Consider the following 24,214-nt stretch of genomic DNA (forward strand, 5'->3'; position numbering starts at 1 on the left):
CCCGCCCGCGAGGTGGTCTCTCGGCGATATCAGGTCACGCAACCTCTGACCGGCCGAAACGGTCGGAGGTTGCCGTCTGTGAGCGAACCGGTACCGAATTCACCCCGGCGTGTGATGTTGCCCGGGCCGGGGGCGGACTCGGTGCGGACTCAGTGCTTGTAGAAGCCCTGCCCGCTCTTGCGCCCGATGTCACCGGCGTCCACCATCCGGCGCATCAGCTCCGGCGGGGCGAACTTCTCGTCCTGGGACTCGGTGTAGATGTTGCTCGTGGCGTGCAGCAGGATGTCGACGCCCGTGAGGTCGGCGGTGGCCAGGGGGCCCATGGCGTGGCCGAAGCCCAGCTTGCAGGCGAGGTCGATGTCCTCGGCGGTGGCGACGCCCGACTCGTACAGCTTCGCGGCCTCGACGACGAGGGCGGAGATGAGACGGGTCGTCACGAAGCCGGCGACGTCCCGGTTGACGACGATGCAGGTCTTGCCGGTGGACTCGGCGAACTCGCGGGCGGTGGCGAGCGTTTCGTCGCTGGTCTTGTAGCCGCGTACCAGCTCGCACAGCTGCATCATCGGGACCGGCGAGAAGAAGTGCGTGCCGACGACCCGCTCGGGGCGCTCCGTCACGGCCGCGATCTTGGTGATCGGGATGGCGGAGGTGTTGGACGCGAGGATCGCCTCGTCCTTCACCAGCTTGTCGAGGGCGCGGAAGATCTCGTGCTTGACCTCCAGCTTCTCGAAGACGGCCTCGACGACGACGTCCGCGTCGGCGGCGGCGTCCAGGTCGGTGGTCGCGGTGATGCGGGCGAGGGCCGCCTCGGCGTCGTCCGCGGCCAGCCTGCCCTTGGCGACGAACTTGTCGTACGACGCCTTGATGCCGTCGGTCCCCCGCCGGAGCGCCTCGTCGGTCACGTCGCGCAGAACGACGTCCCAGCCCGCCTGCGCGGAGACCTGGGCGATGCCGGACCCCATGAGTCCCGCTCCGATGACGGCGAGCTTCCGTGTCACTGTGCGACTCCCCTGATACAGGCCGTTTGTGTCCTCTCGGCCGGAGATTAGCGGGCGTGAGCCGCTGTGTGACCGGTTAGTAACGCGCGTCACGTCTCAAATGACGGACGTCACACCGGGGGGTGCCGTTCGGCTGTCAGTCCGCGCCCCGGACGGCGTAGTTGAGCACCCTGTCGCCCAACAGGTCCTCCATCTCGTCCAGCAGCACGAGGATGTCGCGGGACACCTCGGCGGGCTTCCCGCCGTCCATCAGGCGGCGGCCGATGGTCGTCGTCACCGTGCCGTGGAGCCAGCTGATCTGTCCCGCCATCAGCGAGGGCACGGGGTCGTCGTCCGGGGCGCCGGTCTCCTCGCGCAGGGTGCGCTCCAGGTTGTCCTGCGCCTCCTGGGCGATCGCCCAGAGCCGGGAACGCAGCGCGGGCGAGGAGTGGATGACCCCTGTGAAGCGCGCGTACCCGTCCATGAGGCCGACCCGGGGCGAAACGGACTCGACCTCCTCGCGCAGCTCGCGCAGCACGGCCTGAGCCGCCGACTCCCCGTCGCGCCGCCCGCGCACCCAGCGGGAGAGCCGGTCGACCACGCCTTCGGAGCGGTCGAGGAAGAGGTCCTCCTTGGCCGGGAAGTAGTTGTAGACCGTGTTGACGGAGACGTTCGCGGCGTCCGCGATCTCCGCCACCGTCACGGCCTCGAAGCCGCGTTCCAGGAACAGGCCCGTGGCGACATCCGAGATGTACTGCCGGGTCTGCCGCTTCTTCCGTTCCCTGAGTCCCTCGGCCATGCCCGCATCCTAACTTCGCTGGGGCTGCTCAAAACTTGGGGTCATTGCAAATTTTCATTGACTCTGTTTTTCTGGAGCGCATGGCAATCATCAGTACGGCCGGTCTGGCCCGTACCTTCGAGACCAGGCGCGGCCCCGTCGAGGCGGTGCGCGGTATCGACCTGACCGTCCGCGAGGGCGAGATCCTCGGCTTCCTGGGCCCCAACGGCGCCGGCAAGACCACGACCCTCCGGATGCTCACGACCCTGCTCGCCCCCACCGCCGGCGCCGCCACCGTCGCCGGTCACGACCTGGTGGCCGACCCGGCCGGGGTGCGCCGGGCCTGCGGGTACGTGGCGCAGTCGGGCGGCGTGGACCCGCAGATCACCGTGCGGGAGGAGCTGGTCACCCAGGGCCGCCTGTACCGCCTGTCCAGGGCGCGGGCCGCCGAGCGCGCCGAGGAGCTGGCCCGCGACCTGGACCTCGACGGGCTGCTCGACCGCGCGTGCGGCGCGCTCTCCGGCGGACAGCGGCGCCGGCTGGACATCGCGATGGCGCTCACGCACCGCCCGGAGGTGCTCTTCCTGGACGAGCCGACGACCGGCCTGGACCCGGGCAGCCGCGCCGACCTGTGGGACCTGGTGCGCCGGCTGCGCGACGGGCACGGCACCACGGTCTTCCTGACCACCCACTACCTCGACGAGGCCGACGCCCTCTCCGACCGCCTGGTCGTCGTCGACCGGGGCGTGGTGGCGGCCGAGGGCACCCCGGCCGCCCTGAAGCTGGAGTACGGCGGCTCGCTCGACGCCTCCCTCCAGGACACCTTCCTCGCCATCACCGGCCGCGGCGCCGCACCCGCGGACGCCGCCCCCGTAGCCGTATAGAACTCCGAGGATCCGAGGACCCCGATGCTGCTCCACGACACCGGTCTCGTCTACGGCCGCTATCTGCGCCAGTCCCTGCGCTCCCGCTTCGCGCTGCTCTTCGGCGTCCTGATGCCGCTGCTGTACCTGCTCTTCTTCGGCCCGCTGCTGACCGACCTGCCGCTCGGCGGACGGGGCAGCTCCTGGCAGCTGCTCGTGCCCGGCCTGCTGCTCCAACTCGGCCTGTTCGGTGCCTCCTTCGCGGGCTTCTCGATCATCATCGAGAACGGCCAGGGCGTGGTCGAGCGCATGCGCGTCACACCCGTCAGCCGCCTCGCGCTGCTGCTGGGGCGGGTACTGCGGGACGCCACGGTCTTCGCCTCCCAGGCGGTGCTGCTGGTCCTGGCGGCGGTGGTCATGGGCCTGCGCGCGCCCCTGCCCGGCGTCCTGATCGGCTTCGCGTTCGTCGCGCTGCTCACGGTGTCGCTGGCGTCGCTGTCGTACGCGCTGGCCATGAAGGTCCGCACGCCACAGGAGTTCGGACCCACGATCAACGCGCTGACGATGCCGTCGATGCTGCTGTCCGGCCTGATGCTCCCGATGACCCTGGGCCCGGCGTGGCTGGACGTGCTGTCGCACCTGATGCCGTTCCGCTATCTGGTGGACGCGGTGCGGGACGCCTACGTCGGCAGCTACGCGACGGCGCACATGCTGTACGGCGTCCTCGTCTCCGTCGCCTTCACCGCACTGGCCGTGACGGTGGGCACACGCGTCTTCCGGACCGCCGGAGCGTAACTACGCTGGCCTCATGGTCAACCTGACGCGCATCTACACCCGGACCGGCGACCAGGGCACCACCGCCCTCGGCGACATGAGCCGGGTTCCCAAGACCGACCTGCGGATCTCCGCGTACGCCGACGCCAACGAGGCGAACGCGGTGATCGGCACGGCGATCGCCCTCGGCGGCCTGCCCGAGGAGGTCGTGAAGGTCCTCGTCCGCGTCCAGAACGACCTGTTCGACGTGGGCGCGGACCTGTCGACGCCGGTGGTGGAGAATCCGCAGTACCCGCCGCTGCGCGTCGAGCAGTTCTACGTCGACAGACTGGAGGCGGACTGCGACCGCTTCCTGGCCGAGCTGGAGAAGCTGCGCTCCTTCATCCTGCCCGGCGGCACGCCCGGCGCGGCCCTGCTGCACCAGGCGTGCACCGTGGTCCGGCGGGCCGAGCGCTCCACGTGGGCGGCGCTGGAGGTCCACGGCGAGACGATGAACCCGCTCACCGCGACCTACCTGAACCGGCTGTCGGACCTGCTGTTCATCCTGGCCCGCACCGCCAACAAGGAGACCGGCGACGTGCTGTGGGTGCCGGGCGGGGAACGCTAGGCCCGTCGGCGCGCCGGCCGGAACAGGTCCCACGCGGTCTCCGCGCCGCCGACGCACATCATCACGACGCCGACCTTCGCCGGGTCCACGACGGGGACCTCGACTCCCCCGGCGAACAGCCAGAGGGCGATGCCCGCCACGAAGGTGGCACCGCCCTTCCACAGGTTCCGCTCCGACCTCATCGGCGGGTGATCTCCTTCTCCTTCTGCGCCCCGGAGGCGACCGGGGTACCGGCCGGGGGCCGCTTCGGCCAGACGGCGTACGACAGGGCGATCAGGCCGTGGATGCCGGTGACGCGCCAGGCCGTGAGCTGCCAGCTCTCCAGGGAGCCGGTGCGGCTCGGGTCGCCGACGTACCACATGGCCAGCTGGAGCAGCCCGGTCGCCACGACGGCGCCGATCAGCGTGCCGAGCCACACCTTGCCCTCGTGCCAGGCCCGGGCCATGCCGTAGCGCGGCGGTCCGGCCGGTTTCGGCGCCCCGCCCAGCCGGTGGGCGGCGTGTCCGTCGAGCCACTGCACGGTGCGGTGGCCGTGGCCCACGGTGTAGCCGATGTACAGGGCCGCCAGGCCGTGCTCCCAGCTCGGGTCGGCGCCGTTCTTCAGGTCCAGCGCGGTGGCGATCAGCAGCACGATTTCCAGCAGTGGTTCGCACAGCAGCAGCGCCATGCCCGCGCGCGGCTTCTTCAGCAGGTACCGGACGGACAGCCCGGCCGTCAGCAGGACCCAGAAGCCGATCTCGCAGACGATGATCAGGGTGACGATCACGGTGTGCTCCTCTCGATCGCTCTTCCAGCCTCTCCCGCCGGGCGGCCCGGATCGTCGTCGTCGGTGACGAACCTCCGCTACATCGAAAGATGCAGCGCGAGACCCTTCCCCGGGATCAGGCGGGTGCGGCGCGGGCCGTGTTGGATGGTGGCATGGCCGTACGACTCCCCCGCCCGCGCCGCTTCGACGTGTACGCCGCGTCGGCCGGTCTGCTCGGCGGACTGCTGCTGTGGGGCATCGGCCTGGGCGTCCGGCCGGCCGACGAGCCGATCGTGCTGTTCGACGGCCGCTGGCCGCTGCTCGTCCCGCTCGCCGTCACGGCGGGCTGCGAGCTGCTGCGCCGGGCCGCGCCGCGCACCGGCCTGCTGATCGGCACGGCCGCGCTGGTCGGGGACCTGCTCACGCAGGGCAGCCTGGTCACGGTGATCATGTACACCGACCTGATGTACGCCGCCGTCCTCTACGGACCGCCCGCCTCGGCCCGCCGCATCCCGTGGATCACCGGGCTGCTCACGGTGGCCGCCACGATCGTGCCGTTCGCGCTGTGGCGGGTGCCCGAGGCGCTGCTGATCGGCGTCGCCGTCGGCATCGTGTCGTTCGCGCCCGCGTCCACCGGCCTGATCGTGCGCAGCCACCGCGAGGCCGCCGACGCGGCCCGGCTGCGCGCCGAGCAGACCGCGCTGCTGGCCGAGATGGACCGCGTGCAGGCGGTGACCGCGGAACGGTCGCGGATGGCCCGCGAGTTGCACGACATGGTCGCCAACCACCTCTCCGCGATCGCCATCCACTCCACGGCCGCCCTGTCCCTGGACGATCCGGCGACCACCCGGCAGGCCCTGGGCGTGATCCGGGAGAACAGCGTCGACGGACTGGCCGAGATGCGGCGGCTGATCGGCATCCTGCGGGACACCGGCGGGGACACCGGACCGGCCGCCGCGCCCACCCTCGACGGCCTCGGCGCCCTGGTCGACGGCGCCCGCGCCAACGGCCTCGACGTCACCCTGGCGGCGACGCCCGGCGAGGGAGTGCCCGCGCCGGTCGGGCTGGCCGCGTACCGCATCGTGCAGGAGTCGCTGACGAACGCGCTGAAGCACGCGTCGCAGGGGCCGGTCGAGGTGGCCGTCACCCGCGACGGGGCCCTCCTGCGTGTCCGGGTCACCAGCCCGTACGGTGACCGGGACGCGCCGCGGGCCCCCGGCTCGGGCGCCGGTCTGGTCGGCATGCGCGAGCGGGCCGCGCTGCTGCACGGCACCTTCGAGGCCGGGCCCGAGCCGGCGGCCGGCGCCGAGGTCTGGACCGTCCGCGCCACCCTGCCCCTGACCGAAGGAGACCTCTCATGATCCGCGTCCTGGTCGCCGAGGACCAGTCCGCCGTCCGCGCGGGACTGGTGCTCATCCTGGGCAGCGCCCCGGACATCGAGGTGGTCGGCGAGGCCGAGGACGGCGAGCGCGCGGTGGCGCTGGCCCGGGAGCTGCGCCCCGACCTGGTCCTGATGGACGTGCAGATGCCCCGCCTGGACGGGGTGTCGGCGACCCGGCAGGTGGTCGACGAAGGGCTGGCCGACGTGCTCGTGCTGACCACCTTCGACCTCGACGAGTACGTCTTCGGGGCGCTCAGGGCCGGTGCCGCCGGGTTCCTGCTGAAGAACACGGAGGCGAGGGACCTGATCACCGCCGTGCGCACGGTGGCGGGCGGCGAGGGGATCGTCGCCCCGGCCGTCACCCGGCGCCTGATCGCCGAGTTCGCGGCGCGGCCGGCCCGGGAGTCCACCGCCGACCCGGCCGTCCTCGGGAGTCTGACCCGGCGGGAGCGCGAGGTCCTGTCCTGCCTCGGCGAAGGGTTGTCCAACGCCGCGATCGCCGCACGTCTGGACATGGCCGAGGCCACGGTGAAGACGCACGTCAGCCGTCTGCTGGGGAAGCTGGGGCTGCACAACCGGGTGCAAGCGGCGGTACTGGCACAGGAGTTGGGGATCTAGCCGACTCGGCGAGCAGTGGTCCAGACCTATTGACCTCTGGTCCAGACCTTTCTATCCTCGCGGCACTGCGAGCATGCGGTTCAGTCATGCTCACAACAACATCCCCACATAAGGAGGCGCAGCATGCGCTTCAGACACCGAGCCGCGGCACTCGCCGCGACCCTGGCCCTCCCCCTCGCCGGACTGGTCGGGCTCGCGAGCCCCGCCCAGGCGGCCACGAGTGCCACCGCCACCTTCACCAAGACGTCGGACTGGGGCACGGGCTTCGGCGGCAGCTGGACCGTGAAGAACACGGGCACGACGACCATCACCTCCTGGACCGTCGAGTGGGACTTCCCCTCGGGCACCAAGGTCACCTCCGCCTGGGACGCCACGGTCACCAACTCCGCCGACCACTGGACCGCCAAGAACGTCGGCTGGAACGGGACGCTCGCCCCCGGCGCCTCGGTCTCCTTCGGCTTCAACGGCAGCGGCCCGGGCTCCCCCTCCGGCTGCAAGCTCAACGGCGGCAGCTGCGACGGCACCTCCGTCCCCGGCGACGCGCCCCCCTCCGCGCCGGGCACCCCGACCGCCTCCGGCATCACCGACACCTCGGTGAAGCTGTCCTGGCCGGCCGCGACCGACGACAAGGGCGTCAAGAACTACGACGTCCTGCGCGACGGCGCCAAGGTCGCCACCGTGACCGGCACCACGTACACGGACACCGGCCTCACCAAGGGCACCGACTACTCGTACACCGTCCAGGCCCGCGACACCGCCGACCAGACCGGCCCGGTCAGCGGCGCGGTCAAGGTCCGCACCACCGGGACCACGGACCCCGGTCCGCAGCCCGGTGAGAAGGTCAACCTCGGCTACTTCACCGAGTGGGGCGTCTACGGGCGCAACTACCACGTCAAGAACCTGGTGACCTCGGGCTCCGCCTCCAAGATCACCCACATCAACTACGCGTTCGGCAACGTCAAGAACGGTCAGTGCACCGTCGACGACACCTTCGCCGCGTACGAGAAGTCCTACACCGCCGACCAGTCCGTCAGCGGCACCGCCGACACCTGGGACCAGCCGCTGCGCGGCAACTTCAACCAGCTGCGCCAGCTGAAGGCGAAGTACCCGCACATCAAGGTGCTGTACTCCTTCGGCGGCTGGACCTACTCCGGCGGCTTCGGCCAGGCCGCACAGAACGCGGCGGCGTTCGCCAAGTCGTGCAAGGCCGTCGTGGAGGACCCGCGCTGGGCCGACGTCTTCGACGGCATCGACATCGACTGGGAGTACCCGAACGCCTGCGGCCTGACCTGTGACACCTCCGGCCCCGCGGCGTTCAGGACGCTCTCGCAGGCCCTGCGCGCCGAGTTCGGCAAGGACTACCTGATCACCGCCGCGATCACCGCGGACGCCTCCGAGGGCGGCAAGATCGACGCGGCCGACTACGGCGGCGCCGCCCAGTACCTCGACTGGTACAACGTGATGACGTACGACTACTTCGGCGCCTGGGACAAGACCGGTCCGACCGCTCCCCACTCGCCGCTCACCTCGTACCCCGGCATCCCGAAGGAGGGCTTCACCTCCGCCGCCGCGATCGCCAAGCTCAAGGCCAAGGGCGTGCCGTCCGCCAAGCTGCTGCTCGGCATCGGCTTCTACGGCCGCGGCTGGACCGGCGTCACCCAGTCCGCCCCCGGCGGCACCGCCACCGGCCCGGCGGCCGGCACCTACGAGGCGGGCATCGAGGACTACAAGGTCCTCAAGACGGCCTGCCCCGTCACCGGCACCGTGGGCGGCACGGCCTACGCCCACTGCGGCGGCAACTGGTGGTCCTACGACACCCCGTCCACCATCGCCGGCAAGATGACCTGGGCCAAGAACCAGGGCCTGGGCGGCGCGTTCTTCTGGGAGTTCAGCGGCGACACCGCGAACGGCGAGCTGGTGAGCGCCATCGACAGCGGTCTGAGGTAGAACCGAACAGCTCCGAGCGACTTCACCCTCTTCCGGACCTCGTCCGGGGGAGGGTGAACGCGACTACGCCACATTCACGCGCTGACCGGGCGGGGCCGCCTCCAGCCACGCGAGGAACCCGGTCAGCGCGTCCTCGCTCATCGCCAGTTCGAGCCGGGTGCCCTGGTGCAGACAGGCGAGGACGACGGCGTCGGAGAGCAGCGCCAGCTCCTCCTCGCCGTCCGGGAGGCGCCGGCCGGCCACCTCGATCGACGCGCGTTCCAGGACCCGGCGCGGGCGCGGGGAGTACGAGAAGACGCGGTACCACTCGACCCGGTCGCCGTTGTAGCGGGCCACACCGTAGGCCCAGCCCTTGCCGCCGGCGTCGCCCTCCTCGGGCGCGTCCCAGCGCAGGGAACAGTCGAAGGTGCCGCCGGAACGCTGGATCAGCCTGCGGCGCAGACCGAAGACGAACAGTCCGACCACCACCAGGGCGACGACAATTCCGCACACGGTCAGAGCGAGGACCATCGGCACCGACCTCCTCGTCTCCTAGGTAACGGAACGGAAAAATCACCCTGATCTGCCTCAGCCGCGGCCGGGTCCGGATCGCTCCGGTCCCAGCCGCGGCTGAGTGACGTCATAGCACAGCGTCGTGGGTCAGCGCCCCGCCGCCGCGCGCAGTCGGACGTCCGCGCGGCGCTCGGCGTGGGCGTCGCCCTCCGCCTTCGCGCGCTCGAGCTCGCGCTCCGCACGCTGGACATCGATCTCGTCCGACAGCTCGGCGATCTCGGCCAGCAGCGACAGCTTGTTGTCGGCGAACGAGATGAAACCGCCGTGCACCGCGGCGACGACCGTTCCACCATCACTCGTACGGATGGTCACCGGGCCCGACTCCAGCACACCGAGCAGCGGCTGGTGACCGGGCATGACGCCGATGTCGCCGGACGTGGTGCGCGCGACGACCAGAGTGGCCTCGCCGGACCAGACCTCTCGGTCGGCCGCGACCAGCGCGACGTGCAGCTCAGCAGCCAAGGTGGCTCCTCGGGTCACCACCCGGCGGGAGAGCCGGGTGTTGGTTACAAGTCTAAGGGGCGTGCCGGAGGGGGCGGGACGTGCCCGCCCCCTCCGGTGTGGGCCCGGGGGCCCACGATGAGCGCGAGGCTCAGGAGACGCCGAGCTCCTTCGCGTTCTTCTTCAGGTCCTCGATGCCACCGCACATGAAGAACGCCTGCTCCGGGAAGTGGTCGTACTCACCGTCGCAGATCGCGTTGAACGCGGCGATCGACTCGTCCAGCGGCACGTCCGAACCGTCCACGCCGGTGAACTGCTTGGCGACGTGGGTGTTCTGGGACAGGAAGCGCTCCACGCGACGGGCACGGTGGACGACGAGCTTGTCCTCCTCGCCGAGCTCGTCGATACCGAGGATCGCGATGATGTCCTGCAGGTCCTTGTACTTCTGCAGGATGTTCTTCACGCGCATCGCGGCCTGGTAGTGGTCCGCCGCGATGTACCGCGGGTCGAGGATGCGGGACGTGGAGTCCAGCGGGTCCACGGCCGGGTAGATGCCCTTCTCGGAGATCGGACGGGACAGAACCGTCGTCGCGTCGAGGTGGGCGAAGGTGGTGGCCGGGGCCGGGTCGGTCAGGTCGTCCGCGGGGACGTAGATCGCCTGCATCGAGGTGATCGAGTGACCGCGGGTCGAGGTGATGCGCTCCTGGAGGAGACCCATCTCGTCGGCCAGGTTCGGCTGGTAGCCCACCGCGGAGGGCATACGGCCGAGCAGGGTCGACACCTCGGAACCGGCCTGGGTGAAGCGGAAGATGTTGTCGATGAAGAACAGCACGTCCTGCTTCTGCACATCGCGGAAGTACTCCGCCATGGTCAGACCGGCCAGGGCCACGCGCAGACGGGTGCCCGGGGGCTCGTCCATCTGGCCGAAGACCAGCGCGGTCTTGTCGATGACGCCCGACTCGCTCATCTCGTCGATGAGGTCGTTGCCCTCACGGGTGCGCTCACCGACACCGGCGAACACGGAGACACCGTCGTGGTTGTTGGCGACGCGGTAGATCATCTCCTGGATGAGCACCGTCTTGCCGACGCCGGCGCCGCCGAACAGACCGATCTTGCCGCCCTTGACGTACGGGGTCAGCAGGTCGATGACCTTGACGCCGGTCTCGAACATCTCGGTCTTCGACTCGAGCTCGTCGAAGTTGGGCGCCTTGCGGTGGATCGGCCAGCGCTCACCGGTGTAGGTCTCGTCGACGTTCAGCACCTCGCCGAGGGTGTTGAACACCTTGCCCTTGGTGAAGTCGCCGACGGGGACGGAGATCGCCGAGCCCGTGTCGGTCACCGGGGCCTGGCGGACCAGGCCGTCGGTGGGCTGCATCGAGATGGTGCGGACCAGGCCGTCACCCAGGTGCTGGGCGACCTCCAGGGTCAGCGTCTTGATCTCGCCCGCCTGCGCCGGGTCGGCGACCTCGACGTGGAGGGCGTTGTAGATCTCCGGCATCGCGTCGACGGGGAACTCCACGTCGACGACCGGGCCGATGACCCGCGCGACGCGGCCGGTGGCCACGCCCGACGCAGCGGTCGGCTCAACAGTGGTGGTCATTAGTTGTCACTCCCCGCGGTCGCGTCGGCCAGGGCGCTCGCGCCACCGACGATCTCGCTGATTTCCTGGGTGATTTCGGCCTGGCGGGCCGCGTTGGCAAGACGGGAGAGCGTGTTGATCAGCTCGCCCGCGTTGTCGGTGGCCGACTTCATCGCGCGCCGCGTGGCGGCGTGCTTGGAAGCGGCCGACTGGAGCAGCGCGTTGTAGATGCGGCTCTCGACGTAGCGCGGCAGCAGGGCGTCGAGGACGTCCTCCGCCGACGGCTCGAAGTCGTACAGCGGGAGGATCTCGCCCTTCGCCGCCGACTCCTGCGCCACCTCTTCGAGGCGCAGCGGAAGCAGCCGGGAGTCGACCGCCGTCTGCGTCATCATCGAGACGAACTCGGTGTAGACGATGTGGAGCTCGTCCACGCCGCCCTCGGCCGTCTCCTTCTCGATGGCCTCGATCAGCGGCGCCGCGACCTTCTTGGCGTCCGCGTACGTCGGCTCGTCGGTGAAGCCCGTGAACGACTCCGCGACCTTGCGCTCACGGAAGTTGTAGTGGGCCAGACCGCGCCGGCCGACGATGTACGTCTCGACCTGCCGGCCCTCGCGCTCGAGGCGCTCGGTCAGCTGCTCCGCCGCCTTGATGGCGTTGGAGTTGAAGGCGCCGGCCAGACCGCGGTCGCTCGTGAGGAGCAGGACCGCGGCACGGGTCGGGTTGTCCGCCTCCGTGGTGAGCGGGTGCTTCGTGTTCGACCCGGTGCCGACCGCCGTGACCGCGCGGGTCAGTTCCTGCGCGTACGGCGTGGAGGCCGCCACCTTGCGCTGCGCCTTGACGACGCGCGAGGCGGCGATCATCTCCATCGCCTTGGTGATCTTCTTGGTCGCGGTGACGGATCGGATGCGACGCTTGTAGACCCGGAGCTGGGCTCCCATGAGTCAGGTCCCTTCCTTACGTCACTTGGCGGCGGACGGGGCGTCCTCGCCGAGCAGCTTGCCGTCCGAGGTCTCGAACTGCTTCTTGAACGCCGCGATCGCGTCGGCGACGGCCTGCAGGGTGTCGTCGGACATCTTGCCGCCCTCGCGGATGGAGGTCATGAGGCCCTGCTCCTGGCGGTGCAGGTACTCCAGCAGCTCCTTCTCGAAGCGGCGGATGTCGGCGACGGGCACCTCGTCCATCTTGCCGGTGGTGCCGGCCCAGACGGAGACGACCTGGTCCTCGGTGGACATCGGCTGGTACTGGTCCTGCTTCAGCAGCTCGACCATGCGCTGACCGCGCTCCAGCTGCGCCTTCGACGCGGCGTCCAGGTCGGAACCGAAGGCGGCGAACGCCTCCAGCTCGCGGAACTGGGCGAGGTCCACGCGCAGCCGGCCGGAGACCTGCTTCATGGCCTTGTGCTGGGCGGAGCCACCGACGCGGGAGACCGAGATACCGACGTTCAGGGCCGGACGCTGGCCGGCGTTGAACAGGTCGGACTCCAGGAAGCACTGGCCGTCGGTGATGGAGATGACGTTGGTCGGGATGAACGCCGAGACGTCGTTGGCCTTGGTCTCGACGATCGGCAGACCCGTCATCGAACCGGCGCCCATGTCGTCGGAGAGCTTCGCGCAGCGCTCCAGCAGACGGGAGTGCAGGTAGAAGACGTCACCCGGGTAGGCCTCGCGGCCCGGCGGGCGACGCAGCAGCAGCGACACGGCGCGGTAGGCGTCGGCCTGCTTCGACAGGTCGTCGAAGATGATCAGGACGTGCTTGCCCTCGTACATCCACTGCTGGCCGATGGCCGAGCCGGTGTACGGCGCCAGGTACTTGAAGCCGGCCGGGTCGGACGCCGGGGCGGCCACGATGGTCGTGTACTCCAGCGCGCCGTTCTCCTCCAGCGCGCGGCGGACCGACGCGATGGTGGAACCCTTCTGGCCGATGGCGACGTAGATGCAGCGGACCTGCTTCTTCGGGTCGCCCGAGCGCCAGTTGTCGCGCTGGTTGATGATCGTGTCGACGGCCAGGGCGGTCTTGCCGGTCTGGCGGTCGCCGATGATCAGCTGACGCTGACCGCGGCCGATCGGGGTCATGGCGTCGACGGCCTTGTAGCCCGTCTCCATCGGCTCGTGCACCGACTTGCGCTGCATGACCGTGGGGGCCTGCAGCTCGAGGGCGCGGCGGCCCTCGGTCTCGATCTCGCCGAGGCCGTCGATCGGGTTGCCGAGGGGGTCGACCACGCGGCCGAGGTAGCCCTCGCCCACGGCGACCGACAGGACCTCGCCGGTGCGGGTGACCGGCTGGCCCTCCTCGATGCCGCTGAACTCACCGAGGACGATGGCACCGATCTCGCGCTCCTCGAGGTTGAGGGCGAGGCCGAGGGTGCCGTCCTCGAACTTCAGCAGCTCGTTGGCCATGGCCGAGGGAAGACCCTCGACCTTCGCGATGCCGTCGCCGGCAAGGGTGACCGTACCGACCTCCTCGCGCGAGGCCGCGTCCGGCTTGTACGACTGGACGAAGTTCTCCAGTGCGTCCCGGATCTCCTCCGGCCGGATCGTGAGCTCCGCCATCTGAGTTCCCTGCTCTCCTTGTTGGGCCCGAAGTTTCACTTGGGGGGTATTCCACGAGTCGGGACTCCCCCCAGTAAGAGGTGAATCCTCTGCACGGCCCAACCAGGGCCGTCGTAAGTACGTACTGCTTGTTCTGCTGTGTGCCGTCGGCCGCTCGGGCCGCCGCGGCGGGTCGCTAGCTCGCCATGCGGCGGCCGGCGTCCTCCAGGCGGTCCGCGATGGAGCCGTTGATGACCTCGTCACCGACCTGCACCCGGATCCCGCCGAGGACCTCGGGGTCCACGTCGAGGTTGAGGTGCATCGGACGGCCGTAGATCTTCGCGAGGGCGGCGCCGAGGCGCTGCTTCTGCGTGTCGCTCAGCGGCACCGCCGACGTGACGACGGCGACCATGCGGTCCCGGCGGTCCGCGGCGAGCTTGGACAGGGACTCGAGTCCCGACTCCAGGCTACGTCCCCGCGGCGCGGTCACCAGGCGCGTCACCAGACGCTCGGTGGTCCGCTCCGCCCGGCCGCCGAGCAGGCTGCGCAGCAGCTCGCCCTTGGCCGCGGTGGTGGCCGACCGGTTGGTCAGCGCGGCGCGCAGCTCGGTGTTCGAGGCGACGATCCGGCCGAACCGGAACAGCTCGTCCTCGACGTTGTCGAGCCGGCCCCGCTTCTGCGCGGCGGTGAGGTCGGCGGTGTCCGCCAGCTCCTCCAGCGCGTCCACCAGGTCGCGGGACTGCGACCAGCGGGAGCGCACCATGCCGGACACCAGGTCGACGGCGGAACCGCTGACCTGGGTGCCCAGGAGTCGCTGGGCCAGTTCGGCCTTGGCCTCGCCGGCCTGCGCCGGGTCGGTCAGGACCCGACGCAGCGACACCTCGCGGTGGAGCAGCGCGGTGACGGCGGCCAGCTCGTCGGCGAGCGAGCCGGCGTCCACGGACGTGGAGTCCGTCAGCGCGTCGAGACGCTCGCGTGCGGCGGCCAGGGCCTCGCGGCTCGCTCCGTGCATCCCACTCATCGGGTTGCCTCTGCCGTCGTCGCCTTGTCCTCGAGCTCGTCCAGGAAGCGGTCGATGACGCGGCTCTGCCGGGCGTGGTCCTCGAGGGACTCGCCGACGAGCTTGCCGGCCAGGTCGGTGGCCAGCTTGCCGACGTCCTGGCGCAGCGCGGACGCGGCGGCCTTGCGGTCGGCCTGGATCTGGGCGTGACCGGCGGCGATGATCTCCTCACGCTGCCGCTGGCCCTCCGCGCGCATCTCGGCGATGAGCGTGGCTCCCTGCTCCTGCGCCTCCTGGCGCAGGCGCGCGGCCTCGTGCCGGGCCTCGGCGAGCTGAGCCTTGTACTGCTCGAGCACGCTCTGGGCCTCGGTCTGCGCGGCCTCGGCCTTCTCGATACCGCCCTCGATGGCCTCGCGACGCTCTTCCAGAACCTTGTTGATGTTCGGAAGAAGCTTCCAGGCGAGGAAGCCGAAGACGACGACGAAGGCGATCAGGCCGATGACGAGCTCGGGGATCGGCGGGATGAGGGGGTTCTCTGCCTCCCCCTCAGCCGCCAGGATGAGCAGCTGGCTCATATCGTTGCCTTTCGTCTGGGTTGCTGGTCGTCAGCCTGAAGTGATCAGGAGCCGTAGACGAACGGCATAACCAGACCGATCAGGGCGAGCGCCTCACAGAAGGCGAAGCCCAGGATCTGGTTGGCGCGGATCAGGCCGGCAGCCTCGGGCTGACGGGCCAGGGCCTGGGTGCCGTTGCCGAAGATGATGCCGACGCCGACGCCGGGGCCGATGGCGGCGAGACCGTAGCCGATGGAGCCGAGCGCCTTGAGGTCACCGGTGACAGCGGCGAGAGTCTGGGACATGCCAGTTCTTCCTTCTCTTTCAAGGACCGGTGGGGGTTGGCCACCGGACGTCTTCGGGGTGGGTGAGGCGAGTGCTCAGTGGTGCTCGGCGAGCGCGCCCTGAATGAAGGTGCAGGTCAGGAGCACGAACACGTACGCCTGGAGGGCCTGAACGAAGAGCTCGAAGGCCGTCATCACGATGACCATGATGAAAGAGACACCTGCGTAGGCAATGCCGATGCCGTTGAGCAGGTACCAGCTGGCGATCGTGAAGAGCAGAAGCAGCGTGTGACCCGCGAACATGTTCGCGAACAGTCGCACGGCGTGAGTGAAGGGGCGGACGATCAGGTTCGAGAAGAACTCGATCACCATGGCCAGCGGCAGCACCGGGCCGAGGTCCTTGTTGTACCCCGTGAAGTTCTTGAACGCGCCGACGAATCCGTGCCGCTTGAAGGTCAGGGAGACCCACAGGACGTAGACGATCGCGGCCAGCACTGCCGGATAGGAGATGATCGACGTCACCGGGAACTGGGCGATCGGGACGATCGACCACAGGTTCATCATCCAGATGAAGAAGAACAGCGAGACGACCAGCGGGACGTACTTCTCGCCTTCCTTCTTGCCGATGGTCTCGTACACGACACCGCGCCGGATGAAGTCGTAGCCGGCCTCGGCGACCATCTGGAGCTTGCCCGGGACAACCTTCGGCTTACGGAAGGCCGCCCAGAAGAAGCCGATGACGACGAGCGAGCCGAGCAGCGCCAGCAACATCGTCTTGTTGAAGTACACGTTGCTGTCCCCGTCGCCCCACAGGGGCTCGAACAGGAACGAGTGCAGGCCCGGGGCCGGGAAGCCACAGCCGTCGAAAATGTGGCAGTCGGTCTCGAAGGCGAGCACCTGCGTCGGGTCAGCACTCACCGCGGGCTCCTTCAGCGTGGCGCATAGGTACGGCAACCTCGTGGTGTCGGCGCGGCGCGGAGCCGCGGTTCGGCACGGATTTGGTGTTACGGATGTGGGGGCGGCTGTGGGGCATCTCGCCTCGCGATGGGACAGGCGTCAGCTCGGATGCCCGCGCCCGCGATGCCGCAGTTGGCACCGGACGATAGCAGGACTTCACATGCCTCTTTATCCCGGCCCTACCCCTCACGACGAGCGACCCGTCTTTTCGGGCTTTTTGCCCGTCGACTCGGGCTCGACATAAAGGATCTTGGCCTTCATGTGGGCCCGCGTCTGCGCCGCGATCCACGCGAGCGTGACGGCGACCAGAGTGATCGCGAAGGACCGGGGGTTGAACAGCGTCGTGTTCTTGAAGGCGGCGAGGAAGACGAACAGCAGCAGGATCTGTGCCGCGTAGAGCATCAGGCCCATCGCCTGGAAAAGGTGCGGAAGCGATGTGGCGGTGCGCTGCAGGACGTAGAGACCGATGCCCATGAAGAGCATCGCCACCACGGTCGCGACGACGGCGCCGACCGCGCCCGTGCCGCCGGCGAGCACGGCACTGACGACGGCGGCGACAGCGCCGACGGCGACCGTGGGCACGGCAGCCTGGATCAGGATCCGGGCGTCATTGGACGGCATGGCGGCAACTCCGCTTTCACACACAGGGGGTAGGTGTCGTCATGGACGAGCGTAATCCCGGGCCGAGTGAGGTCCTCGCGCCAAGAGGCCGTCGCACTACGGTCTTTCGGCTCTATCCGGGGATACTCGTGAACCGTATCACAAACTATTTGATGAGGTCTTTACCTGAGGGTGTGCTCACTGTCACACATGAGAGTGACCGTGCGCGTGTGTGCAATTACCGCACCGGTTTGTCTGATATTGCGGCGCTTCGTTCCACCACGAGTTGGCAATGCTCTAGTCAGATTCTTACCTTGCGCCCGAGCGGCGACCGACGGCGGTGGCGCCGTTGGCCCCCGAGACGCCGACGGAAACCGGAATGCGATCCTCCGATTCCTCCGCGGCGGCCGGCGCATCGGCGGACGCCTTGCCCCGGCGCCGGTAGCGCGGCGGCACGAAGCGTTCGGCCCAGCGCGGGGCGCGGGGGGTGAAGCGCGGCAGCAGGAGCAGCACCAGGCCGACCGCGCTGAGGAGGACGACGCTCAGCACGATCCACATCGACGCCGAGTTGACGGAGTAGGCGAGCGCGCCGAAGGCGATCAGCGCCGACCAGAAGTACATGATCAGCACCGCGCGGCTGTGGGAGTGCCCGATCTCCAGCAGGCGGTGGTGCAGGTGCCCCCGGTCCGCGGCGAACGGCGACTGGCCGCGCCAGGTGCGCCGGACGATCGCCAGGATCAGGTCGGCGGCCGGGATGGCGATGATGGTCAGCGGCATCAGCAGCGGGATGTAGACGGGCAGCATCGCGTGGGTCGTCTCGCGGGTGCCGCCCAGGTCCACGTTGAGCGCTTCGACGTCCAGCTGCCCCGTGACGGACACCGCGCTCGCCGCGAGGACCAGTCCGATCAGCATCGACCCGGAGTCCCCCATGAAGATCCGGGCCGGGTGCATGTTGTGCGGCAGGAAGCCGACGCACATGCCGATGAGCACCGCGGAGAACAGGGTGGCGGGGGCCGCCGCCTCCACCCCGTAGCCGTACCAGATCCGGTAGCTGTAGAGGAAGAACGCCATGGCCGCGATGCACACCATGCCGGCCGCGAGACCGTCCAGCCCGTCCACGAAGTTGACCGCGTTGATGGTGATGACGACCAGCGCCACGGTGATCAGGTTGCCCTGCCACGGTGTGACGGCGACCGTGCCGATACCGGGGACGGGGAGCCACAGGATGGTCAGCCCCTGAAGGATCATGACTCCGGCGGCGATCATCTGGGCGCCCAGTTTGAGCAGGGCGTCGATCTCGAACTTGTCGTCCAGGACGCCGAGCAGCCAGATCAGGGCGGCGCCCGAGAGCAGCGCGCGCGGTTCGTTGGACCTCTCGAAGACCTCGTGGAGGTTGGTGAGATGGGCGGCGACCAGCAGGCCCGCGCACAGCCCGAAGAACATCGCGATCCCGCCGAGGCGCGGAGTGGGTTCCCGGTGCACGTCACGCGCCCGGATCTCCGGCATCGCTCCCGCCACGATCGCGAACTTCCGTACCGGCCCTGTCAGCAGATACGTCACCGCGGCCGTGACGCAGAGCGTCAGCAGGTATTCACGCACGGGCTTCCCCACAGATGTCACTGGTGTGTCGGCATCACACCTTAGTCCTCGTGGCCGCCCGCCATCCCGGGCCGGGAGGCTCCCCGGCGGACGCACCCTCCGTCTCACTGTATGCCGCCCACCGGCCCGCACACCGCCCGTTCGCGCGGGAGGACGTCCCGCACGCCTCCGGTGGCACGGGCGCCCGGCGGCGCCGGACCCGCCGGATCCGGCGCGGGAGTCCCCTCACCGCGGGTACGGCGGGAAGGCCTCGGTCAGCTCCCGTACGCCCTCCCGGGCCCGCGCGGCCTCGGACCCGCCTCTGAGGACGCCCGCCAGCAGCCCGGCGATGATCAGCATCTCCCGCTCCCCCATGCCCTGGGTGGTCACCGCCGCCGTCCCCAGGCGCAGGCCCCGGGCGTCCGCGTACGGCAGCGCGCAGCAGTCCAGGACGATCCCGGCCGCCGCCAGCCGTCCCCGCGCCGTCCTGCCGTCGACGCCGAGCGGGGCGGGGTCGACGGTGATCAGGTGGGTGTCGGTGCCGCCGGTGGTGACGACGAGGCCCTCGGCGGCCAGGCGGGCGGCGAGAGTGCGGGCGTTGGCGACCACCTGACGGGCGTACGCGGCGAAGGCCGGGGTCTGCGCCTCGCCGAACGCGACGGCCTTCGCGGCGATGGTGTGCATCTGGGCACCGCCCTGCGTGAACGGGAAGACGGCCCGGTCGACCCGCTCGGCCAGTTCGTTCCCGCACAGGATCATGCCGCCGCGCGGGCCGCGCAGCACCTTGTGCGTGGTGGCGCAGACGATGTCGGCGTACGGCACCGGGCTGGGCGCCGCTCCCCCGGCCACCAGGCCGATGGGGTGTGCGGCGTCCGCGATCAGATAGGCGCCGACCTCGTCGGCGACGTCGCGGAAGAAGGCGTGGTCGAGGTGGCGGGGGTAGGCGATCGACCCGCACACGATCGCCTTGGGCCGGTGCGTGCGGGCCAGGGTGCGCACCTGGTCGTGGTCGACGAGCCCGGTCTCCGCGTCGACGCCGTAGCCGACGAAGTCGAACCAGCGCCCGGAGAAGTTGGCGGGCGATCCGTGGGTGAGGTGGCCGCCGTGGGGCAGGCCGAGCGCGAGGACCGTGTCGCCGGGGCGCAGCAGCGCGGCGTAGGCGGCGAGCACGGCGGAGGAGCCGGAGTGGGGCTGCACGTTGGCGTGCTCGGCGCCGAACAGGTCCCTGGCCCGCTCGACGGCGAGCCGCTCGGCCACGTCGACGATCTCGCAGCCGCCGTGGTGCCGGGCGCCCGGGTAGCCCTCGGCGTACTTGTTGGCGAGCGGGGAGCCGAGGGCGGCCAGCACGGCGGGGGACGTGAAGTTCTCGGCGGCGATCAGCTGGAGCGTCGTCGACTGCCGGTGGCGTTCGGCGAGCAGGATCTCGGCCAGTTCGGGGTCCTGCCGCAGCAGGACGCCGAGCGTGCTGTCATCGGCCTCGAGGGCGTGGGTGACCGACATGGTGCGCTCCGGGCGTGCGTCGACGGTGACGTACGACCAATGTAGGCCCGGAAAGTCCCGATCGCCCGAGTTGCCGTAATACGTCACCCCGCTGCGGGCGGTCGTCCCGCTCCCGGCGCCTCGAGGACCTGGGAGGAGTCCGCGGGGCGGGGCGGGCGCGTGTGTCCGGCGGCGTCGGACAGCGCCGGCCCGCACCCGCGTGAGCCGTCGCTCACATCCGCGCGGCGACCCCGGTCAGTGCCGTGACCACCGGGTCCAGCGCCTGGTGTATCTCGTCCCCGATCGACCGGAAGAACGGCAGCGGCGCCCCGTAGGGGTCGTACACCTCGTCCGCCTCCGCCGTCGGCGCCAGGAGCCACCCGCGTAGAGCCGCCGCGGCGCGCACCAGCGCACGCGCGCGCGCGACCACGCCCTCGTCCAGGGACGGCAGGGTCGCGGGGTCGATGGCGTTCACCAGCCGGGTGAACTCCTTGAGCGTGAAGGTGCGCAGCCCCGCCGAGTGCCCCATGGAGATGACCTGCGCCCGGTGGTCCCGCGTCGCGGTCAGCACCAGGTCGGCGCGGATCACGTGCTCGTCGAGCAGCTCACGCCCGGTGAAGCCGGACGTGTCCGCGCCGAACTCCGCGAGGACCGTCTCCGCGTTCGCCTCCATGGGCGCGCCCTCGTGGCCCCAGGTGCCCGCGCTCTCCACGATGAGGCCGCCGCCCAGGACGCCCAGCCGCTCCGTCACGAAATGCCGGGTCAGCCGCTCGGTGATGGGCGAGCGGCAGACGTTGCCCGTGCTGACGTGGAGGATGCGGAAGCTGTCGCGCGGAAAGCCGAACGTCGTCGTCACCTCCGCGGCGCGTTCCCCGGTGCCTATGCCGCGCCCCGTCTCAGGGGCCGTCAATTCGCCACCTCGAGGTCGGGTACCACCTTGCGCAGCTCCTCCGCCGACAGCGCGCCCGCGCGCAGCAGCACGGGCACCTCGCGGGTGACGTCGACGATGGACGAGGGGACGTTGCCGGGGGTCGGGCCACCGTCGAGGTACACGGAGACGGAGTCCCCGAGCATCGCCTGCGCGGCGTCGCAGTCCTCCGGCGCCGGGTGGCCGGTCAGGTTGGCGGAGGAGACGGCCATGGGGCCGAACTCGGTGAGCAGCTCGATGGCGACCGGGTGCAGCGGCATCCGCACGGCGACCGTGCCGCGGGTCTCGCCGAGGTCCCACTGGAGGGACGGCTGGTGCTTGGCGACGAGGGTCAGCGCGCCCGGCCAGAAGGCGTCGACCAGCTCCCAGGCCTTCTCGGAGAAGTCGGTGACCAGGCCGTGCAGGGTGTTCGGGGAGCCGATCAGGACGGGGCTGGGCATGTTGCGGCCCCGGCCCTTGGCCTCCAGCAGGTCACCGACGGCCTCCGCCGAGAAGGCGTCGGCGCCGATGCCGTACACCGTGTCCGTGGGCAGCACCACGAGCTCGCCACGGCGGACGGCGGACGCGGCCTCACGCAGACCGGTCACACGGTCGGTCGCGTCGTTGGTGTCGTATCGCCGAGCCATTTAGCGGGCCTCCTCGTACACGTACTGCGGGGTTGGGGTCGTCGGGGTGTTCACGGCGTCGCCCTGCGGGCGGTCGCGAAGCGGGGGCGGTTGTTGAGGTCGGGGTGGTCGGCCGCGTCGGCCCAGCCCCGCTCCTCGGTGAAGATCCACGGCACCTGGCCGCCCTGGGTGTCGGCGTGCTCGATGACGACGACGCCGCCGGGGCGCAGCAGACGGTGCGCGGTGCGTTCCAGGCCGCGGATCAGGTCCAGCCCGTCCTCGCCGGAGAACAGGGCCATCTGGGGATCGTGGTCGCGGGCCTCGGGGGCGACGTACTCCCACTCGGTGAGCGGGATGTACGGCGGGTTGGAGATGACCAGGTCGACCTGGCCGTCGAGGTCCGGGAAGGCGGTCAGGGCGTCGCCCTGGCGCAGGTCGACCCTGGACCCCTCCATGTTCTTGCGGGTCCACACCAGGGCGTCCTCGGACAGCTCCACGGCGTGCACGCGCGAGCGCGGCACCTCCTGGGCGAGCGCGAGCGCGATGGCGCCCGAGCCGGTGCACAGGTCGACGATGCACGGCTCGACGACGTCCATGGCGCGCACGGCGTCTATGGCCCAGCCGACGACGGACTCGGTCTCGGGGCGGGGCACGAAGACGCCGGGGCCGACCTGGAGCTCCAGGTAGCGGAAGTAGGCGCGGCCGGTGATGTGCTGGAGCGGCTCGCGTGCCTCGCGGCGGGCGACGACCTCCCAGTACCGGGCGTCGAAGTCGGCGTCCGGCACGGTGTGCAGCTGGCCCCGCTTGACGCCGTGCAGGTACGCGGCGAGCTCCTCGGCGTCGGTGCGCGGCGAGGGCACGCCGGCGGCGGCCAGCCGCTGGGTGGCCTGGGCCACCTCCGCGAGCAGCACACTGCGGGGGTTCGGGGGTCGCCCCCCGTGATGTTGCGGCACGCTGGTCCTCCGGGGCTGAGCTGTGGTCCGGTGCGGGTGGGTGCGGCGGTGCTTACGCGGCGGCCAGCTTGGCCGCCGAGTCCGCGTCGACGCAGGCCTGGATGACCGCGTCGAGGTCGCCGTCCAGGACCTGGTCCAGGTTGTACGCCTTGAAGCCGACGCGGTGGTCCGAGATGCGGTTCTCCGGGTAGTTGTACGTCCGGATCTTCTCGGAGCGGTCGACGGTGCGGACCTGGCTGCGCCGGGCGTCCGCGGCCTCCTTCTCCGCCTCCTCCTGCGCCGCCGCGAGCAGCCTGGAGCGCAGGATACGCATCGCCTGCTCCTTGTTCTGCAGCTGGCTCTTCTCGTTCTGGCAGGAGGCGACGACTCCGGTCGGCAGGTGCGTGATGCGCACGGCGGAGTCGGTGGTGTTGACGGACTGGCCGCCGGGGCCGGAGGACCGGTAGACGTCGATGCGCAGGTCGTTGGGGTTGATCTCGACGTCGATCTCCTCGGCCTCGGGCGTGACGAGCACGCCGGCCGCGGAGGTGTGGATGCGCCCCTGGGACTCGGTCGCGGGCACGCGCTGCACGCGGTGCACGCCGCCCTCGTACTTGAGGCGGGCCCAGACGCCCTGGCCGGGCTCGGTGGCGCCCTGGCCGCCCTTGGTCTTCACGGCGACCTGGACGTCCTTGTAGCCGCCCAGTTCGGACTCGGTGGCGTCGATGATCTCGGTCTTCCAGCCGACCCGCTCGGCGTAGCGCAGGTACATGCGCAGCAGGTCGCCGGCGAACAGCGCCGACTCGTCGCCGCCCGCGCCGGCCTTGATCTCGAGGATGACGTCCTTGTCGTCGCTGGGGTCGCGCGGGACGAGCAGCAGGCGGAGCTTCTCGGTGAGCTCGTCGCGCTGCTTGTCCAGTTCCTTGACCTCGGCGGCGAAGTCCGGGTCGTCGGCGGCGAGTTCGCGCGCGGTCTCCATGTCGTCGCCGGTCTGCTTCCAGGAGCGGTACGTGGCGACGATCGGGGTGAGCTCGGCGTACCGCTTGTTCAGCTTGCGCGCGTTGGCCTGGTCGGAGTGGACCGACGGGTCGGCGAGCTTCTTCTCCAGGTCGGCGTGCTCGGCGACGAGTTCCTCGACGGCCTCGAACATCTTGGGCTCCTGCTACTGCGGTGAGGGGGAAGGCGGGCGACCAAAAACGCCGGTCCCGGCGCCCCCCGCCCGGGGGTGCGGCCGTGGACCGGCGATCGGCGGCTCGCTACTTCTTGGAGCCGGCGGCAGCCTTGCCGAAGCGGGCCTCGAAGCGGGCCACGCGGCCACCGGTGTCGAGGATCTTCTGCTTGCCCGTGTAGAACGGGTGGCACTCGGAGCAGACCTCGGCCCGGATGGTGCCGGACTCGATGGTGCTGCGGGTGGTGAACGACGCGCCACAGGTGCAGCTGACCTGCGTCTCGACGTACTCGGGGTGGATGTCGCGCTTCAAGGTGTCTCCTAGGTTCGGGAGGGCTC

Annotated in this window: 27 protein-coding genes; 6 read left to right on the top strand and 21 right to left on the bottom strand. The window is 70.3% G+C overall.

What is annotated here, in order from left to right; genetic code table 11:
* Positions 1–149 precede the first annotated feature (149 nt).
* Together ACIRFH_RS04050 and ACIRFH_RS04055 are read right to left on the bottom strand one after the other, a co-directional pair.
* Positions 150–998 carry a 3-hydroxyacyl-CoA dehydrogenase family protein gene (locus ACIRFH_RS04050; protein ID WP_403516980.1) on the bottom strand — a complete coding sequence of 283 codons (849 nt, stop codon included), beginning with the start codon at positions 996–998 and terminating at the stop codon, positions 150–152.
* A 136-nt stretch (positions 999–1,134) separates the two neighbouring features.
* The gene (locus ACIRFH_RS04055; RefSeq protein WP_403516981.1) at positions 1,135–1,776 is read right to left on the bottom strand and encodes a TetR/AcrR family transcriptional regulator; all 642 of its coding nucleotides are present in this window, start codon (positions 1,774–1,776) and stop codon (positions 1,135–1,137) included.
* A gap of 80 nt (positions 1,777–1,856) precedes the next feature.
* Here ACIRFH_RS04055 and ACIRFH_RS04060 point away from each other — a divergent pair, with 80 nt between their 5' ends.
* The 3 genes from ACIRFH_RS04060 to ACIRFH_RS04070 are packed head-to-tail and all read left to right on the top strand — an operon-like array spanning position 1,857 to position 3,999.
* Entirely contained in the window at positions 1,857–2,639 is a 783-nt protein-coding gene (locus tag ACIRFH_RS04060; protein WP_403516982.1) for an ATP-binding cassette domain-containing protein, read from the top strand.
* Positions 2,640–2,663: 24 nt separating this feature from the next.
* Positions 2,664–3,413, top strand: a complete 750-nt coding sequence (locus ACIRFH_RS04065; protein WP_403516983.1) for an ABC transporter permease — start codon at positions 2,664–2,666, stop codon at positions 3,411–3,413.
* A gap of 13 nt (positions 3,414–3,426) precedes the next feature.
* Entirely contained in the window at positions 3,427–3,999 is a 573-nt protein-coding gene (locus tag ACIRFH_RS04070; RefSeq protein ID WP_403516984.1) for a cob(I)yrinic acid a,c-diamide adenosyltransferase, read from the top strand.
* Here the strand turns inward: ACIRFH_RS04070 and ACIRFH_RS04075 are convergent.
* The gene (locus tag ACIRFH_RS04075; RefSeq protein WP_403516985.1) at positions 3,996–4,181 is read right to left on the bottom strand and encodes a DUF5708 family protein; all 186 of its coding nucleotides are present in this window, start codon (positions 4,179–4,181) and stop codon (positions 3,996–3,998) included. The two genes, ACIRFH_RS04070 and ACIRFH_RS04075, sit on opposite strands and share 4 nt — an antisense overlap.
* Positions 4,178–4,765: a hypothetical protein gene (locus ACIRFH_RS04080; RefSeq protein WP_403516986.1), complete on the bottom strand. Its 588-nt coding sequence runs from the start codon at positions 4,763–4,765 to the stop codon at positions 4,178–4,180. Before ACIRFH_RS04080 ends, ACIRFH_RS04075 begins: the two co-directional genes overlap by 4 nt.
* 152 nt (positions 4,766–4,917) lie before the next feature.
* Here ACIRFH_RS04080 and ACIRFH_RS04085 point away from each other — a divergent pair, with 152 nt between their 5' ends.
* The 3 genes from ACIRFH_RS04085 to ACIRFH_RS04095 all read left to right on the top strand — a co-directional run bounded on the left by ACIRFH_RS04085 (position 4,918) and on the right by ACIRFH_RS04095 (position 8,690).
* A complete protein-coding gene (locus ACIRFH_RS04085) occupies positions 4,918–6,105 on the top strand; it encodes a sensor histidine kinase (RefSeq protein ID WP_403516987.1) in 1,188 nt (395 codons plus the stop codon).
* Positions 6,102–6,743, top strand: a complete 642-nt coding sequence (locus ACIRFH_RS04090; RefSeq protein ID WP_403516988.1) for a response regulator — start codon at positions 6,102–6,104, stop codon at positions 6,741–6,743. Before ACIRFH_RS04085 ends, ACIRFH_RS04090 begins: the two co-directional genes overlap by 4 nt.
* 123 nt (positions 6,744–6,866) lie before the next feature.
* A complete protein-coding gene (locus ACIRFH_RS04095) occupies positions 6,867–8,690 on the top strand; it encodes a glycosyl hydrolase family 18 protein (RefSeq protein ID WP_403516989.1) in 1,824 nt (607 codons plus the stop codon).
* A 63-nt stretch (positions 8,691–8,753) separates the two neighbouring features.
* Here the strand turns inward: ACIRFH_RS04095 and ACIRFH_RS04100 are convergent, their stop codons facing one another.
* The 17 genes from ACIRFH_RS04100 to rpmE form a co-directional block, all read right to left on the bottom strand.
* Positions 8,754–9,200: a DUF2550 domain-containing protein gene (locus tag ACIRFH_RS04100; RefSeq protein WP_403516990.1), complete on the bottom strand. Its 447-nt coding sequence runs from the start codon at positions 9,198–9,200 to the stop codon at positions 8,754–8,756.
* Positions 9,201–9,329: 129 nt separating this feature from the next.
* Positions 9,330–9,704 carry a F0F1 ATP synthase subunit epsilon gene (locus ACIRFH_RS04105; RefSeq protein WP_019326852.1) on the bottom strand — a complete coding sequence of 125 codons (375 nt, stop codon included), beginning with the start codon at positions 9,702–9,704 and terminating at the stop codon, positions 9,330–9,332.
* Positions 9,705–9,834: 130 nt separating this feature from the next.
* Positions 9,835–11,283, bottom strand: coding sequence for a F0F1 ATP synthase subunit beta (gene atpD / locus ACIRFH_RS04110; RefSeq protein ID WP_355515648.1), 1,449 nt, complete (start codon positions 11,281–11,283; stop codon positions 9,835–9,837).
* A complete protein-coding gene (locus ACIRFH_RS04115; RefSeq protein ID WP_403516991.1) occupies positions 11,283–12,200 on the bottom strand; it encodes a F0F1 ATP synthase subunit gamma in 918 nt (305 codons plus the stop codon). Before ACIRFH_RS04115 ends, atpD begins: the two co-directional genes overlap by 1 nt.
* 21 nt (positions 12,201–12,221) lie before the next feature.
* Positions 12,222–13,811 carry a F0F1 ATP synthase subunit alpha gene (atpA, locus tag ACIRFH_RS04120; RefSeq protein WP_403516992.1) on the bottom strand — a complete coding sequence of 530 codons (1,590 nt, stop codon included), beginning with the start codon at positions 13,809–13,811 and terminating at the stop codon, positions 12,222–12,224.
* A gap of 175 nt (positions 13,812–13,986) precedes the next feature.
* A complete protein-coding gene (locus tag ACIRFH_RS04125; protein ID WP_403516993.1) occupies positions 13,987–14,802 on the bottom strand; it encodes a F0F1 ATP synthase subunit delta in 816 nt (271 codons plus the stop codon).
* A 5-nt stretch (positions 14,803–14,807) separates the two neighbouring features.
* Complete coding sequence (locus ACIRFH_RS04130) at positions 14,808–15,365, bottom strand: F0F1 ATP synthase subunit B (protein WP_403516994.1); 558 nt, start codon at positions 15,363–15,365, stop codon at positions 14,808–14,810.
* A 44-nt stretch (positions 15,366–15,409) separates the two neighbouring features.
* Complete coding sequence (locus ACIRFH_RS04135; RefSeq protein ID WP_005311859.1) at positions 15,410–15,649, bottom strand: ATP synthase subunit C; 240 nt, start codon at positions 15,647–15,649, stop codon at positions 15,410–15,412.
* A 75-nt stretch (positions 15,650–15,724) separates the two neighbouring features.
* Entirely contained in the window at positions 15,725–16,546 is an 822-nt protein-coding gene (atpB, locus tag ACIRFH_RS04140; RefSeq protein WP_403516995.1) for a F0F1 ATP synthase subunit A, read from the bottom strand.
* A gap of 225 nt (positions 16,547–16,771) precedes the next feature.
* On the bottom strand, positions 16,772–17,206 hold the full coding sequence (locus ACIRFH_RS04145) for a hypothetical protein (protein ID WP_403516996.1): 435 nt from the start codon (positions 17,204–17,206) through the stop codon (positions 16,772–16,774).
* A gap of 288 nt (positions 17,207–17,494) precedes the next feature.
* Positions 17,495–18,784, bottom strand: a complete 1,290-nt coding sequence (locus ACIRFH_RS04150) for an MraY family glycosyltransferase (protein WP_403516997.1) — start codon at positions 18,782–18,784, stop codon at positions 17,495–17,497.
* A gap of 225 nt (positions 18,785–19,009) precedes the next feature.
* The gene (gene glyA, locus ACIRFH_RS04155; RefSeq protein ID WP_403516998.1) at positions 19,010–20,263 is read right to left on the bottom strand and encodes a serine hydroxymethyltransferase; all 1,254 of its coding nucleotides are present in this window, start codon (positions 20,261–20,263) and stop codon (positions 19,010–19,012) included.
* A 211-nt stretch (positions 20,264–20,474) separates the two neighbouring features.
* Complete coding sequence (locus ACIRFH_RS04160; protein ID WP_403516999.1) at positions 20,475–21,152, bottom strand: protein-tyrosine-phosphatase; 678 nt, start codon at positions 21,150–21,152, stop codon at positions 20,475–20,477.
* Positions 21,149–21,796 (bottom strand): L-threonylcarbamoyladenylate synthase, encoded by a 648-nt coding sequence (locus ACIRFH_RS04165; protein ID WP_403517000.1) that lies wholly within the window; start codon positions 21,794–21,796, stop codon positions 21,149–21,151. Before ACIRFH_RS04165 ends, ACIRFH_RS04160 begins: the two co-directional genes overlap by 4 nt.
* A 50-nt stretch (positions 21,797–21,846) precedes the next feature.
* Positions 21,847–22,686, bottom strand: coding sequence for a peptide chain release factor N(5)-glutamine methyltransferase (gene prmC / locus ACIRFH_RS04170; protein ID WP_403517001.1), 840 nt, complete (start codon positions 22,684–22,686; stop codon positions 21,847–21,849).
* A gap of 94 nt (positions 22,687–22,780) precedes the next feature.
* On the bottom strand, positions 22,781–23,857 hold the full coding sequence (gene prfA / locus ACIRFH_RS04175; RefSeq protein ID WP_403517002.1) for a peptide chain release factor 1: 1,077 nt from the start codon (positions 23,855–23,857) through the stop codon (positions 22,781–22,783).
* 106 nt (positions 23,858–23,963) lie between these two features.
* Positions 23,964–24,188, bottom strand: coding sequence for a 50S ribosomal protein L31 (rpmE, locus tag ACIRFH_RS04180; RefSeq protein WP_019326867.1), 225 nt, complete (start codon positions 24,186–24,188; stop codon positions 23,964–23,966).
* Between the last annotated feature and the right edge of the window lie 26 nt (positions 24,189–24,214).

This window comes from Streptomyces sp. NPDC093586 (genome assembly GCF_044764905.1).
Lineage (GTDB): Bacteria > Actinomycetota > Actinomycetes > Streptomycetales > Streptomycetaceae > Streptomyces.